This window comes from Flavobacterium ginsenosidimutans (genome assembly GCF_037478105.1).
GTDB lineage: Bacteria > Bacteroidota > Bacteroidia > Flavobacteriales > Flavobacteriaceae > Flavobacterium > Flavobacterium ginsenosidimutans.
Window position 1 is genome coordinate 3,920,672 of record NZ_CP147988.1, and the last position, 14,333, is coordinate 3,935,004.

At 32.7% G+C, this 14,333-nt stretch carries 14 protein-coding genes; 10 read left to right on the forward strand and 4 right to left on the reverse strand.

Annotated features, from left to right (window positions below):
- The first annotated feature begins 113 nt into the window (after window positions 1-113).
- From nadA to V6624_RS17380, 7 genes are read left to right on the forward strand one after another with little or no spacing between them, the layout of a single operon-like run.
- On the forward strand, window positions 114-1,046 hold the full coding sequence (gene nadA / locus V6624_RS17350; RefSeq protein WP_338839527.1) for a quinolinate synthase NadA: 933 nt from the start codon (window positions 114-116) through the stop codon (window positions 1,044-1,046).
- Window positions 1,047-1,075: 29 nt separating this feature from the next.
- Entirely contained in the window at window positions 1,076-2,590 is a 1,515-nt protein-coding gene (gene nadB / locus V6624_RS17355) for an L-aspartate oxidase (protein ID WP_338839528.1), read from the forward strand.
- A gap of 30 nt (window positions 2,591-2,620) precedes the next feature.
- Complete coding sequence (ric, locus tag V6624_RS17360; protein ID WP_111282930.1) at window positions 2,621-3,355, forward strand: iron-sulfur cluster repair di-iron protein; 735 nt, start codon at window positions 2,621-2,623, stop codon at window positions 3,353-3,355.
- 10 nt (window positions 3,356-3,365) lie between these two features.
- The gene (locus V6624_RS17365; RefSeq protein ID WP_111282928.1) at window positions 3,366-5,489 is read left to right on the forward strand and encodes a ribonucleoside triphosphate reductase; all 2,124 of its coding nucleotides are present in this window, start codon (window positions 3,366-3,368) and stop codon (window positions 5,487-5,489) included.
- Complete coding sequence (gene nrdD, locus V6624_RS17370; RefSeq protein ID WP_204251652.1) at window positions 5,470-5,637, forward strand: anaerobic ribonucleoside-triphosphate reductase; 168 nt, start codon at window positions 5,470-5,472, stop codon at window positions 5,635-5,637. The genes V6624_RS17365 and nrdD overlap by 20 nt, the downstream gene beginning before the upstream one ends.
- Window positions 5,591-6,307 carry an anaerobic ribonucleoside-triphosphate reductase activating protein gene (locus V6624_RS17375; protein WP_239455546.1) on the forward strand — a complete coding sequence of 239 codons (717 nt, stop codon included), beginning with the start codon at window positions 5,591-5,593 and terminating at the stop codon, window positions 6,305-6,307. Before nrdD ends, V6624_RS17375 begins: the two co-directional genes overlap by 47 nt.
- A gap of 19 nt (window positions 6,308-6,326) precedes the next feature.
- Window positions 6,327-6,773, forward strand: coding sequence for a CopD family protein (locus V6624_RS17380; protein ID WP_111282926.1), 447 nt, complete (start codon window positions 6,327-6,329; stop codon window positions 6,771-6,773).
- 57 nt (window positions 6,774-6,830) lie between these two features.
- Here the strand turns inward: V6624_RS17380 and V6624_RS17385 are convergent, their stop codons facing one another.
- Genes V6624_RS17385 through V6624_RS17395 form a run of 3 tightly spaced genes read right to left on the reverse strand, consistent with a single transcriptional unit; the run spans window position 6,831 to window position 8,926 of the window.
- Window positions 6,831-7,196, reverse strand: a complete 366-nt coding sequence (locus V6624_RS17385) for an immunity protein Imm33 domain-containing protein (RefSeq protein ID WP_111282924.1) — start codon at window positions 7,194-7,196, stop codon at window positions 6,831-6,833.
- A gap of 12 nt (window positions 7,197-7,208) precedes the next feature.
- Window positions 7,209-7,907, reverse strand: a complete 699-nt coding sequence (locus V6624_RS17390; RefSeq protein WP_111282921.1) for a LytR/AlgR family response regulator transcription factor — start codon at window positions 7,905-7,907, stop codon at window positions 7,209-7,211.
- Window positions 7,904-8,926, reverse strand: coding sequence for a sensor histidine kinase (locus V6624_RS17395; protein WP_239455545.1), 1,023 nt, complete (start codon window positions 8,924-8,926; stop codon window positions 7,904-7,906). The genes V6624_RS17390 and V6624_RS17395 overlap by 4 nt, the downstream gene beginning before the upstream one ends.
- A gap of 141 nt (window positions 8,927-9,067) precedes the next feature.
- Between V6624_RS17395 and V6624_RS17400 the strand changes: the two genes are divergently transcribed.
- The 3 genes from V6624_RS17400 to V6624_RS17410 all read left to right on the forward strand — a co-directional run bounded on the left by V6624_RS17400 (window position 9,068) and on the right by V6624_RS17410 (window position 13,086).
- Window positions 9,068-11,455 (forward strand): TonB-dependent receptor, encoded by a 2,388-nt coding sequence (locus V6624_RS17400; protein ID WP_111282917.1) that lies wholly within the window; start codon window positions 9,068-9,070, stop codon window positions 11,453-11,455.
- 170 nt (window positions 11,456-11,625) lie between these two features.
- Entirely contained in the window at window positions 11,626-12,213 is a 588-nt protein-coding gene (locus V6624_RS17405) for a TetR/AcrR family transcriptional regulator (protein ID WP_111282915.1), read from the forward strand.
- Between the two features lie 63 nt (window positions 12,214-12,276).
- Window positions 12,277-13,086 (forward strand): SDR family NAD(P)-dependent oxidoreductase, encoded by an 810-nt coding sequence (locus V6624_RS17410; protein ID WP_111282942.1) that lies wholly within the window; start codon window positions 12,277-12,279, stop codon window positions 13,084-13,086.
- Window positions 13,087-13,361: 275 nt separating this feature from the next.
- On the opposite strand, the gene V6624_RS17415 is transcribed toward V6624_RS17410, so the two are convergent.
- The gene (locus tag V6624_RS17415) at window positions 13,362-14,084 is read right to left on the reverse strand and encodes a hypothetical protein (protein WP_338839530.1); all 723 of its coding nucleotides are present in this window, start codon (window positions 14,082-14,084) and stop codon (window positions 13,362-13,364) included.
- Window positions 14,085-14,333: the final 249 nt, after the last annotated feature.

The window sequence follows — 14,333 nt, forward strand, 5'->3', positions numbered from 1 at the left end:
TAATACATTTACCCTATTAAAATTATGTGCTTAAATGCATTTTAAAAACTGGCTTTAAAAAAATATCAACGGCTTTTCCTTTATAGTTAAGTCGAAAAAATAAGAACTATAAAATGAACAAGAATTTTTTAGTACAGGAAATAATCCGATTGAAAAAGGAAAAAAATGCCGTTATCCTGGCTCATTATTATCAAGATGAGGACATTCAGGAAATAGCAGATTTTATTGGAGATAGTCTTGAACTGGCAAAAAAAGCTCAAAATACAAATGCAGATATTATTGTTTTTGCAGGAGTTCACTTTATGGCAGAAACAGCAAAAATTTTAAACCCAAACAAAAAAGTAGTATTACCCGATTGGAACGCTGGCTGTTCGCTTGCTGACGGCTGTCCACCTGAAGATTTTAAATTATTCAAAGAACAGCATCCCGATCATATTGTGGTCACTTACATCAATTGTTCTGCCCAAATAAAAGCTATGAGCGATTTAGTCTGCACATCGGCGAATGCCAAAAAGATAATCGAATCTATTCCAACGGAACAAAAAATCATATTTGCTCCAGATGAAAATTTAGGCAAATATCTTCAAAAAGAAACCAAACGCGAACTGGTCTTATGGAAAGGCTCTTGTGTTGTGCATGAAGCCTTTTCATTAGACAAACTAATTGAAATATACAACAAAAATCCGACTGCAAAAATTGTAGCACATCCTGAATCTGAAGACCATATTTTAAAAGCAGCACATTACATTGGCTCGACTTCGGGAATTATTAATTTCATTAAAACGGATCCTGCTGCCGTTTTCATTGTGGCCACAGAAGCCGGTATCCTGCATGAGCTTTCAAAAGCTGTACCCGATAAAACGCTGATTCCGGCTCCTACCACAGAAGACAACAGCTGTGCCTGCAGTGAATGTGCTTTCATGAAAATGAATACACTCGAAAAATTGCATTTGTGCCTCAAAAATGAAAGGCCAGAAATGCTAATTAAAGATGAGCTGAGAATAGAAGCCCTAAAGCCTATTAAAAGAATGCTCGAACTATCATAAAAAACGCAATAACCTTAAATCAAAATGACATGCTTAAAACAGATATACTTATCATCGGTTCTGGTATTTCGGGATTATTTTTTGCAATGAAAACGGCAAAAAAACGTCCAGACTTATCTATTGTTATAATGACGAAAGAAACAGCCAAAAACACCAATACACAGCTCGCTCAAGGCGGTATTGCTGTAGTGACAGACCTTATAAAAGACAGTTTTAATAAACACATACATGATACGCTTCGTTCTGGAGGCGGTTTGTGTGATAAAGACGTTGTAAATATGGTCATTAAACAAGCTCCAGAAAGGCTTCAGGAATTAATCGAAATCGGTGCATCTTTTGATAAAAATGAAAAGGGTCAATGGGATTTAGGTCTAGAAGGTGGGCATTCACAGCATCGAATATTACATCATAAAGATAGCTCCGGACAAGAAATCGAGCAAAAACTGCTCAAAATAATCAAGAAAATGCCCAATATTGAGCTCTTAGAAAATCATATGGTCATTGATTTAAATACCGAAACAAAAAAAGCTAAAACTACTTGTACCGGAGCTTTTTTCTTTGAAAAGAAACACAACCGAATTAAATACATTAGAGCAAGAACTATTGTTTTATGTACAGGCGGATGCGGTCAGCTTTTTGAAAACACAACAAATCCGAAAATAGCAACAGGAGACGGATTGGCAATTGCAGCTCGTGCAGGTGCAGAAATTACGGATATGCAATACATTCAATTTCATCCAACAGCGCTATTTACAGGAAAAGAGAATCCGTTGTTTTTGATTTCGGAAGCTGTTAGGGGCTTTGGTGCGCATATCGTTAATGGAGAAGGAAAGCGATTTTTATTTAAATATGATATCCGAGGCGAATTGGCAACACGCGATATGGTCTCAAGTGCCATCAGTAAAGAACTTCAATTGAGTGGAAAAAACCATGTTTATTTAGACTGCAGACATTTGGATCCTAAAGCTTTTTCAAATCAATTTCCTGTTATCACGGCGCATTGCAATGAGTTAGGTATTAGACCAGAAAAAGATTTAATTCCAGTTGTTCCCGCGGCACATTATCAATGTGGCGGAATTAAAGTGGATCAAAATGGTGTTACTTCTATTAAAAATCTCTACGCTATCGGGGAATGCGCAAGGACGGGACTTCATGGTAAAAACCGTCTGGCATCAAATTCACTTCTCGAAGGTTTAGTCTTTGCACATCAGGCTTCAGAAAGTGTAGACAGAACTATTGCCGAATTTATTTTTTCATCCAAAATACTAATTCCAAAGTTTCCAAAGGCACATAATGTCGATGATTACCTTGCTTTTGAAATACTTAAAAAAGAATTGCAAAAACTGGTAACCGCATTTTACACCAGTGAAGAACGCGATGCCGAGTTAGCTTTTGAAAAAATAAAAGACCTTCATAATTATGCCGTTTCACTTACAGAAACACACGAAATTACGATTCCTTTTATCGAATTTTCGAACATGATTGCTGCTTCTTTATTAATTGTTAAACAATGTAAAGCTGCGGCAGACCAAAAAATATGCTGAAACCAAAATTAATCTATACCCCTAAGCATTATGAAACTAACAAGCAAAACAACCATTGGTGAAATCGTAGCAGATGATTTCAAAACAGCAGCCATTTTTACAAAATTCCATATTGACTTTTGCTGCAAAGGACATCGAACTATTGAAGAAGTCTGCAAAAAAAGAGATATCGAAGAAAGCGTTCTTATTGAACATATTGAAAAAGCAAGAGGCAGTTCTGCCAATCAGTCTTTTGATTATAAAAGCTGGCCTCCAGACATGATTGCAGATTATATAACCAAAACCCATCATAGATATGTAGAAGAAAGATCTCCTGTTATTTTGGAGTACTTAAATAAAATATGCGGTGTTCACGGTGCGATTCATCCCGAGCTTCATGAAATTCATACTATTTTTTCAAAAACGTATTTGGATCTCACGGCTCATATGAAAAGAGAAGAGTTGGTTGTTTTTCCTTTTATTAAAAAAATGAAAGCCGCACACAGTAAAGGTACAGAACTGGAAACACCGCCTTTTTTATCTATTGAAGCTCCAATTTTAACTTTAAAAGATGATCATATTACAGAAGGACAGCGCTTTAAAAGAATTGCTGCTTTAACCAATAATTATACTCCTCCTGTTGACTCATGCAACACTTATAAAGTAGCTTTTCTCATGTTGGAAGAATTTGACAAAGATTTAAAAAAGCATATTCATCTGGAAAACAATATTTTATTTCCAAAAGCTATTGAGCTTGAAAAACATTTGAAAAAATGTCTTAATTAAAAACAAAACCATGGAGAAATATGTGATCAAACGCAACGGAGATTATAAGCCTTTTGAAGCTTATAAAATTCAGGATGCCATTCAAAAAGCTTTTCAGAGCGTCAATAAACCTTTAGATAAAAAGATTTTTAAAATTGTTCTTTCTGGTTTGGAGGTGAAATATTCGTGGCCTGTAGAAGAAATTCAGGACATGATTGAAAGAGTGCTTTTTGAAAACGGGTATTTCCAAACCATGCGTTCGTTTATAATTTATCGCCATACGAGAAAATTACAGCGAGAACATATTAATGGTTTAAACGATGACACCACTTATATAGACAGTACACAAACTGTTGAAGAATACATTAACCAGTCAGATTGGCGAATTAATGCTAATGCAAATATTTCGTATTCAAATGCTGGCTTGGTCAGTAATACAGCAGGAAAAGTTATTGCCAATTATTGGCTGGATAAAATATATAATAAAGAAGAAGGTTCTGCTCATAGGAATGGCGACATACACATCCATGATTTGGATTGTCTTACCGGATACTGCGCTGGTTGGAGCTTGCGTGTGCTGTTAAATGAAGGTTTTAACGGCGTGCGCGGCCGTGTCGAGAGCAGACCTCCTTCTCATTTTAGAGAAGCATTAGGACAAATGGCTAATTTCTTAGGAATTCTGCAAAGCGAATGGGCAGGCGCTCAAGCTTTCAGTTCTTTTGATACTTATTTGGCACCTTATGTTTTTAAAGATCAACTTTCTTACGAAGAAGTTTTAAAAGGAATTAGAAGTTTCGTATACAATCTAAATGTACCCGCACGCTGGGGACAATCGCCTTTTACGAATATTACTTTGGATTGGAATGTTCCAGAAGATTTGAAAGAACAGATTCCGACTAGAAATGACGAACATTTATTTTTAAAGGTTAATGATAAAAATCTGATTTTGGAAGCTAAAAAAAGAGGCGTATCCAAACTAATAGATTTAAAATATGCCGATTTTCAAAACGAAATGAATCTCATCAATAAGGCATATTATACCATTATGACCGAAGGAGATGCCAACGGACAACCGTTTACATTCCCGATTCCAACAGTAAATATTACAGAAGATTTTGATTGGAATGGCGAAAATGTAGATTTGTTATTTGAAAACACAGCTAAAATTGGTTCCTCTTATTTCCAGAATTTTATTGGAAGCCAATATATTTTGGATGAAAAAGGAAATCGTATTGAAAACCCTGAGGCGTACAAACCAAATGCTGTTCGAAGTATGTGCTGCCGATTACAACTCGATTTAAGAGAATTATTGAAACGAGGAAATGGTCTTTTTGGAAGTGCAGAAATGACGGGAAGCATTGGTGTTGTTACGATTAATATGGCACGTTTGGGTTATTTGCACAGAGGAAATATCATCAATTTGTTTGCTCATTTAGATGAATTACTGAAAATTGCAAAATCGACTTTGGAGAAAAAAAGAACTTTTATTCAGACAATGTACGACCGCGGACTTTATCCGTACACGCAACGTTATTTGAAGCATTTCAGAAATCACTTTTCCACAATTGGCGTAAACGGAATGAATGAAATGGTAATCAATTTCTCTGAAGGAAAGCAAAATATTACGTGTAGTTCTGGAATTCATTTTGCAACAGAAATTCTAGATTATATTCGATTGCGAATGAAGGAATTTCAGGAAGAAACTGGAAACCTTTACAATCTCGAAGCAACGCCAGCCGAAGGAACAACGTATCGTTTTGCAAAAGAAGACAAAAAGCGTTTTCCAGAGATTTTGCAAGCAGGACAAAACGAGAATATTTACTATACGAATAGTTCACAAATTCCAGTTGATCATACCGATGATCCTTTTGAAGCCTTATTGCTTCAAGACGAATTGCAATGCAAATATACTGGCGGTACAGTTTTGCATCTTTATATGAGAGAAAAAATAAGTAGTCCAGAAGCTTGTAAAAACTTTGTAAAGAAAGTTTTAACCAACTTTAAACTGCCCTATATAACCGTAACACCAATTTTTAGCATCTGTCCTATTCACGGATATCTCAACGGAGAACATGAATATTGTCCAAAATGCGACGAAATTTTACTCAATAAAAACAATCAAAAACACTTGGCTTATGAAAACAAAAACGCATAAAATTCTAGCAGAGAATAAAAACGAAAGAAGTAAATGCTTGGTTTACACACGTGTAATGGGTTATCACAGACCTGTAGAAAGTTTTAATATTGGAAAAAAAGGTGAACACCAACAGCGCACACATTTCGAAGAAACCATTATCTACTAAAGGAATATTTAGCCTCACGCCTTTTACTTTATTAGATTATCCGCATAAAACGGCCTGCATAGTGTGGTTTGCGGGCTGTAACATGCGGTGTTTATACTGCTACAATCCAGATATTGTTTTAGGAAAGGGAAAAATAGATTTTGATTCTGTTCTTGCTTTCCTAAAAACCCGAAAAGGATTATTAGACGGCGTAGTATTAAGCGGTGGCGAATGTACTTTACACAAAAATATCATTGATTTTATAAAAGAAATCAAAACAATGGGATTTGCGGTAAAAATAGATACCAACGGTTCCAATCCAAAAATATTGAACAGCCTGATTCATGATCAATTAATTGATTATGTCGCGTTAGATTATAAAAGTCTTCCTCATACCTTTAAAAAACTAACGCAATCAGGCTTATTTTCTGAATTTGAAGAAAGTCTTTCTCTTTTAATTCAGTCGAATATTCCGTTTGAGGTTCGCACGACTTTTCATTCTTCGTTAATTTCAGAAAATGATTTTATAAAAATGATCGAATATTTGGAGACTAAAAATTTTGAAGGAAATTATTATGTACAGCATTTTATGAATAATGTTCCAACTCTTTCAAAACTAGATCATTCGAATAAAGAAATAAGATTTAAAAACTTCTCAACTCCAAAAATAAAAGTTATTTTTAGAGAGTGAAATTTAAAATGAATATGTTATGACCTTACATCATTTTATACTAATAATTCATCTTTTAGCGGCAACAATTTGGGTTGGAGGTCATTTACTTTTAGCTATTTGTTATTTGCCAACAGCATTAAAGAAAAAAGACCCTAAAATTATTCTAAATTTTGAAAAGAAATTCGAAACGCTCGGAATGTCATCTCTTGTTTTACTGATTGTAACAGGAATCTGGATGGCGTATGATTTTGGTGTAACCATAGAAACCTGCTTTCATTTTAAGAGTGGATTTGAGAAAGTTGTTTCACTAAAATTGATTTTGCTTTTCTGTACTTTTATCTGTGCAGTTTGTGCTCAATTTTATGTTATTCCAAATCTCAATGAAAATAATATCAAAAAAATAGCCGTAATTATTTTAACTGTTACTTCAATAGGAGTTGCAATGCTGGTTTTAGGATCAACGCTTCGTTATGGTGGGATTTGAACTAACTAACCAATTTAATGCAAGCGCAAAATGGTTATATGACTTTGCGCTTTTTAATTAACTTTCCAACAAAGATAAATCCTCCCAAACATCAACATAATTACCATTTTCTGCAATTAAAACCTTGCTTCCGGGAGCTAATCCTAAATAAGGTAGAAGTAACGGACAAAATTCCTCTAAGTGAGAAGCATGCAAAGGCTTAAAAAAATCATCTGCATCAGAATAGTCACCTGCATAGATATACCATCCATTTGTACCATTTTCAGCACGAAGCCTTGACGCATAAATAGGCATTTCGTAGTTTTTCTCAATTATATTTAATGATATTCCAACTTTTAAATCTAATTCGCAAGGTTCAAACTTCAAACCATACTTGTCGCAAATTTGTTTTTGAACTTCAATTAATTCATTGTTTTCTTTCATTTAATTATTTTATTAATTCAACCATTCACTAACCAACTTTCTATACGTCTCTCCTATTGGCAAAGCATTACCGCTTTTCATTACAATCTGATTTCCGTCAATAACTTTAATTTTATCTTTTGGAATAATATACGAACGATGGATTCTAATAAACTGATTCGAAGGAAGTTTTCCCAGAATATCTTTCATGTTTTCCAATGCCATGATTTTTTCATCATTCGTATGAATTCGGATATAATCTCTTAATCCCTCGATAAATAAAATATCGTTTAAAGCAATTTTATAATGCTTACGATCGGCTTTTACGAATAAATAATCTTCACCTGCTTTTTCCTGAACTTGAAAAGTTTCCTGCCAACGAATGAACTTTTCTACACTTTGATAAAATCGATTAAACGTAATAGGTTTCAACAAATAATCAATTACATGAAATTGAAAAGCTTCCAGAGCATACTGCGAATATGCCGACGTAATAATAAAATTATATTTCTGATTAAACATTTGCATCAATTCAATTCCCGTTAATTGCGGCATTTGAATATCAATAAAAATCAAATCAACCGATTCAGTATTTAAAACTTCTATTGCTTTAAAAACATCACTATCAGCATATAAAACATTTAATCTGGAAATTTTAGAAGCGTAATCGGCAATTAATTTTACAGCAAAAGGTTCGTCGTCTAGAATAATGCAGTTTATTTTTTTATTCATTTTAAATCTATTTCAAGTTCGGCTGTAAAATGGTTTTCTTCTTTTGTGATTTTTAATTGCTGTTTTTCAGGATAATGAATCTGTAAACGCTTTTTCAAATTGTCTAAACCAATTCCGCCTAGACTATCTTTTTTCTGTGTTCCAATTTTATTCTTCACTTTAAAAATCAATTTTTCAGAAGAAACTTTCAACTGAATTTCTATGGGTTCTGAGTCTGAAACTTCTCCGTGTTTTAAAGCATTTTCGACTAAAGGGGACAAAATGTATGGCGGAATTTCTTCGAACTCATTTTTAATTTCAACCTCAAAATTAACCAAAACACTTTCCTGATGTCTCAATTGTTCGAGTTCAATATACGCTTTTATATAATCAACTTCTTCTGAAAGTTTAATCTTTTCTTTCTGAGATTCGTAAGTTGTAAAACGCATAATCTGGCTCAATTTATCAATTGCCATCAATGACTTATCTGATTGAAAATAAACCATTGAGTAAATGTTATTTAAAGTATTAAATACGAAGTGCGGATTAATCTGTGCTTTTAAGAATTTGATTTCCGTATTCTTATTTTCTTCTAGAATAAGCTTGTTATATTCCAAAAGACGAATCGAATAAATAACAAACCAAAGAAACGAACTCAAAATAATGACCAAACTACTGTAATGTAAATTATCGAGCATATAATTCAGAAAATTAACTTCAGTATAATTTACTCTATCAAATAAAAGTTTGGTTATGATTTGTTCCAAAAGAAATCTAAGAAAAGTAAAAACGAGATACGAAATGAAAACACCCGCGAAAAGTCTTTTCCAATTAAAAGCTTTAAAAACCTTTTTCATTACAATCAAATAATGAAAATAGAACGTAATAATAAAAACGATAAAGTACGTACAAAGAAAAAGATCAGGTACAGAAAATTGTGCTCCAATCGGTTTTTTCAAGAAAGAGAAATAAAAAATTAAAATCCAATAAATAAGATGAATTAGACATTCAAGTCTTTTGGTAATAGTTCCTTTATACATTCGGTATATTTTTAAAACAAAGATATACATTCATGAAAAAGCATTTTTACGGGTTTGCAGATTAATCGAAGGGGTTTGTCGATAAAAGTGGTTTTTGGGTTTTAATTCTAACAGTTTTGCCCTGTAATTAAATTCAAAACCATGAACAGAATCATTTTAGTATCCGTCTTATTTCTATTTCAAATTAACGTATTCGGACAACAATTTTCAGTAAAAGGAAAAATCATCAATCAGAATAAAACACCGCTTGAATTTGCAACGGCAACTTTATTAAAAAGAGATAAAATTTTATATCAACAAGCTTCAACTGATAGTTTAGGTAACTTTATTTTAAGTGCTGAAAATGGAAATTATAGATTAATCATCGAACAATTTGGAACTGAATTTAGCAACAAAGAAATAATCGTAAATCAAAATATTGATTTAGGAAATTTGGAAGTAAAAGAACAGATTCAGCTTGATGGCGTAACCGTTAAGTCAAGAAAAAAACTGGTAGAACAAAAAGTCGATCGATTGGTTTTTAATGTCGAAAATTCTGTTGTTGCAACTGGTGGAACAGCTTTAGATGCTTTAAAATCTACGCCAACAGTTAGAGTTCAAAACGAAACGATTTCTATTGTTGGAAAAGGACAGGTTTTGGTTATGATTGACGATCGTTTGAATAAAATGACGCAGGAAGATTTGGTTGCATTTCTTAGATCAATTCCTGCTGATAATATAAAAAGTATCGAGGTAATTACAACGCCTCCAGCAAAATATGAAGCGGAAGGAAACAGCGGTTTAATCAATATAAAATTGAAAACTGCTAAAGCGAATTCATGGACTGCTAATCTTGGGTCTACTTATGTACAGAGAAGTTATGCAAGCGGAAACATAAACGGATTGTTTATTTACAATTACAATAAACTTTCGCTTCAAGCTTCTATTAATAAAGGAACAGATCAATTTCGCACGACATCAGATAACCGAATTTATTATCTTAATGAAGTTTGGAAACAAGATATTTCAACCAAAGCAAAAACCAATTTATTAAGCCTTGGTTTTGGTATCGATTATAAATTAACTGAAAAATGGACTTCTGGAGTAAAATATTTAGGAAGCTTTAATGACAGAAATTCCGCAAATAATCCGTTGACGACTCGTTATAATACTTCGGGAGAAATCAATTCTTATATTTTGTCTGATGTAAATGCACGAAACAAACCACAAATGAATTCTTTAAACTGGAATAACGTTTTTGTTTTAAATAATGAAGGCAAAAATATCACAGTAGATTTGGATTATTTCAACTATCAAAAAGACGATTCTCGAGTTTTTTCAGGCAATGAAATGGACAATCAAAAAGAAAACATTTCTGAAACTTATTTCGCAACAATTAATTCTAACTTAAACCAATTGAAAAATTATTCGGTAAAAATGGATGTTTCACTTCCTTATTCTTGGGCGAATATTAGCTTTGGTGGAAAAGGATTTTATACGAATACTAAAAACAATTTAACTGTTTTTGATAACGAAACTGGAACTCCAATTCTTGATACAAATTACTCTAATATATTCACTTACAAAGAATACAACGAGGCAATCTATTTTTCTGCCAATAAAAAACTGAGCGAAAAATGGGAAACTCAAATTGGTTTAAGAACCGAAGCGACACAAACAGAAGGTTATTCTGAAAATCTAAACCAAACCAATAAAAACAATTATATTAAATTGTTTCCAACGGCTTATGTGACTTACAATGCGAACGATAACAATTCCTATTCTTTAAACTACAGCCGAAGAATCCGCAGACCAGATTTTGAATATTTGAATCCGTTTGTGATTAGAACTAGTCCGTTTTATTATTCTGAAGGAAATCCGTTTTTGAAGCCTTCTATTATCGACAATTTTGAATTTTCTTATATCAGAAATCAGAAATGGGTAAATGCGGTTTATTTTTCACAAGTTTCTGATTTCGGACAAGAATTAGCGATTATCGATCCTGAAACGAATATCACGAAAAGCACGCCAATAAACTACGCAGATACTTACCAAATCGGTCTTTCGACGTATTACAATTTCAATAAATATTCATGGTGGAACAGCTTTATGGGATTTAATTTAAACTATCAAAATGTAAAATCGAGAACCAATCTAATTGCTTCTGTAGATGGTTACAACGGTTATATATACACCAACAATGATTTTACAGTAAATCAATCTAAAACTCTTTTTCTGGGTTTAAATTATGGTTTGCAATTGCCAGGACGCTATCAGGTTTTTAATATTTCGACTTTAAATATTTTAGATGTTTCGGTGAAATTTCTAGCTTTAAAAAAGAATCTTTCGATTACTTTAACCGGAGAAGATTTATTGAATGCACAAAAGCCTTTAATTTCTTATTATTCAAACGGAATTAAAAATACGATGAAAAATTACAATGATTCTAGAGCTTTCAGAATTGCTTTGAGTTATAAATTTGGAAACCAAAATATAAAATCTAAAGAAAGAAATTTTGGAAATGAAGAGGAAAGAAATCGAGCGAATTAATTTTTTAGAATAAGTTTAATTTAAGCAAAACAGCTTCAAACATTAACCTTTCCAGATGTTTAAAGCTGTTTTATCTGTTTAAAAAACAAATAAATACATAAAAAAATCATTATTTATTTGTTTTTATGACCAATCGGTCATATATTTGTATCGTTATAATACAATCCATCATGACAAAAGGTGAAGAAACCAGACAATTTATTATAGAAAAAGCCGCTCCTATTTTTAATACAAAAGGAATTGCAGCTACTTCTATGAGCGATATTATGGAAGCAACCAAACTGTCTAAAGGAAGTATGTACGTTCATTTTGAAAATAAAGATGTTTTGGCTTGTGCCGCTGTAGATCATAATATGAAAGTATTAAGCAGTAAACTTCAGGCAGAATTATCTCAAGGAAAAAGTGCTACAGAACAACTTTACGCCTATATCGACTTTTTCAGTAATCCGATAAATCCGCCAGTTACTGGTGGCTGTCCATTATTGAATTTTGGAACGGAAGCTGATGACACGAATCCGATTGTGAAAGAAAAAGTAAATACCGCAATCAAACATGGACAAGTGCTTTTAACTTCTATTATAGAAAAAGGAATCGCTGATAAAGAATTCGATCCAAACTGGAATGCAGCAGAATTCTCAACTGTACTTTTTGCTATGTTAGAAGGCGGACATTTGATGTCTAGAATGTCTGGAAACAATGATAACATGAAAACAATAGAAAAAACGCTTAAAAAAATTATATCTAAAAAATTGATATAATTTTTTTTACCATAAAAATGACCGATCAGTCATATTTAAATGATAATTATAAAAACAAATACCATGTCAAAAACAATTTTAATTACAGGAGCTTCAAAAGGATTTGGAAGAGCTTGGGCAGAAGCTTTTTTAGCAAAAGGATACAATGTAGCAGGAACTGCTAGAAACCTTGAAACCTTAAACGATTTAAAAGAAAAATACGGAAATGCGATTTTACCTTTAAAATTAGATGTAAATAACCGTCAAGAATCACTAGAAGTGGTTCAAAAAGTAAAACAGCATTTTGGAACTATCGATGTTTTGATCAACAATGCAGGTTACGCACTTACAGGCGCAGTTGAAGAAGCAAGCGAAAGCGAAGCTAGAGAACAATTTGAAACGAATTTCTTTGGAACTTTATGGTTAACCCAAGCTGTTATTCCAATAATGAGAGAGCAAAAAAGCGGTCATATTATCCAGGTTTCTTCAATTTTAGGATTAGCAACTTTACCAACAGGAATGGGACTTTACAGTGCTTCTAAATTTGCTATTGAAGGTTTAAGTGAAACTTTAGCATCTGAAGTAAAACAATTCGGAATCAACGTTACTTTATTGGAACCAAACGGATACGAATCTAATATCTGGCATACTGGAATTACCAGCGAAAGTTTACCTTATTATGACGAAATCAAAAAAGCTTTAGCTGAAAGAGAAAACATATTTGGCAAAGTCGAAGCGACTGCTCCTATAGTAGTGAAATTAGTAGAAAACGAAAATCCGCCATTACGTTTATTACTTGGAAAAGTAGCATTTCCTTTTGTAAAACAAAGCTACGATCAAAGATTAGAAAGCTGGGAAAAATGGAATGATGTTTCAGTTGAAGCACATGGTTAATTAATTCATGCTTTTAGCAAAAAAATGATTATCATTCTGTAGGAATGTTTCGTTGGTAGAAAAAAAATGACAAGCATTTTTACGTTCCGTAGGAACGTTTGATGTACATTATTATAAAAATTGATAAAACAAACGTTCCTATGGAACGTAAAATAACGACAACAACATCGGTTCTACCGACCAGATGTTCCTACGGAACAAAAAAATTTATGCAAACATAAAAACTGGATTGTCTCAAATTCAGTGACAATCCCGTTTATTTTTGTGCATTTTTCTTAGAAAGCTCTTCTATATTTATTCATAATTGTTTTGAACAAATCTTTATTTGATGGCGGCGAAAGCACAATCGCTCTCGAACCCGAATGAATAGATTCTTCGATATTGTTTAGACTTTTTCCTCCAGTTGCCATTACAGGAAAATCGGGAAATTTAGCCGTAATTTCTTTTACAATTTTAGCTGTATGTGCTCCTCCAGAAACATGAAAAACATTGACTCCAGCATCAATTTTTCCTTTTAAAAAATTATAATCAGATGAAGTAACAGTTGCTATAATTGGTATCGCAATTTTTTCTCTTATTTTTTTGATGTCTTTATTTTCAAACGGAATATTTACAATAATTCCTGACGCTCCAGCTTGTTCTGCATAAATTGCCATTTCTACGGATTTTTTCCCTTTAGTTGTTCCGCCTCCAACACCGCACACAATAGGTTTTCCTGCAAAATCAATCAGCGTTTTGATTATTTTTGGCGATGGTGGAAAAGGATAAACCGCCAGAATAGCATCAGCATCGTTGTTTTCAATAAGCGCCATATCTGTAGAGAAGAGAAATGATTTTAAGTTTTCATTTCCCAGCTGTAATCCTCGACAGTTTTTACTAATCATTTCTGGTGTAGATAGTGCTTTATTTATCGGTTTATTTCTTCTAAATAATCTATCCCAGAGAGAAATTTTCTTCTTATTTCCCCAAAATGAATCTGAAATTAAATTGATTTCCATGGTCTTGATTTTTGCATTATGACCAAATTTAGGATATTGAAATTTATTTTTTTTATAAAATAAAGGCGAAAAATTACATTTTGTAATGAGTTAAGGAAAATTTGTAGTGAAATAAAATCTGCCGTATAGTTTAATGGAAAATCTAGCAAAAAGTAGAATTCAATATTTCAAAATATAACCAAACAAGAAATGATTTAAAATGGGATTATCATTCCGTAGGAATGTTTGATTGGTAGAAAAAAAGACAAC

Bases quoted from the DNA above. Each gene is read 5' to 3' on its own strand.
- V6624_RS17385 (WP_111282924.1), bottom strand. From the start codon at position 7,196: ATGAAAGAAAACAATGAATTAATTGAAGTTCAAAAACAAATTTGCGAC.
- V6624_RS17380 (WP_111282926.1), top strand. From the start codon at position 6,327: ATGACCTTACATCATTTTATACTAATAATTCATCTTTTAGCGGCAACA.
- nadB (WP_338839528.1), top strand. From the start codon at position 1,076: ATGCTTAAAACAGATATACTTATCATCGGTTCTGGTATTTCGGGATTA.
- nadA (WP_338839527.1), top strand. From the start codon at position 114: ATGAACAAGAATTTTTTAGTACAGGAAATAATCCGATTGAAAAAGGAA.
- V6624_RS17395 (WP_239455545.1), bottom strand. From the start codon at position 8,926: ATGTATAAAGGAACTATTACCAAAAGACTTGAATGTCTAATTCATCTT.
- V6624_RS17405 (WP_111282915.1), top strand. From the start codon at position 11,626: ATGACAAAAGGTGAAGAAACCAGACAATTTATTATAGAAAAAGCCGCT.
- V6624_RS17415 (WP_338839530.1), bottom strand. From the start codon at position 14,084: ATGGAAATCAATTTAATTTCAGATTCATTTTGGGGAAATAAGAAGAAA.
- ric (WP_111282930.1), top strand. From the start codon at position 2,621: ATGAAACTAACAAGCAAAACAACCATTGGTGAAATCGTAGCAGATGAT.
- V6624_RS17410 (WP_111282942.1), top strand. From the start codon at position 12,277: ATGTCAAAAACAATTTTAATTACAGGAGCTTCAAAAGGATTTGGAAGA.
- V6624_RS17365 (WP_111282928.1), top strand. From the start codon at position 3,366: ATGGAGAAATATGTGATCAAACGCAACGGAGATTATAAGCCTTTTGAA.
- V6624_RS17390 (WP_111282921.1), bottom strand. From the start codon at position 7,907: ATGAATAAAAAAATAAACTGCATTATTCTAGACGACGAACCTTTTGCT.
- nrdD (WP_204251652.1), top strand. From the start codon at position 5,470: ATGAAAACAAAAACGCATAAAATTCTAGCAGAGAATAAAAACGAAAGA.
- V6624_RS17400 (WP_111282917.1), top strand. From the start codon at position 9,068: ATGAACAGAATCATTTTAGTATCCGTCTTATTTCTATTTCAAATTAAC.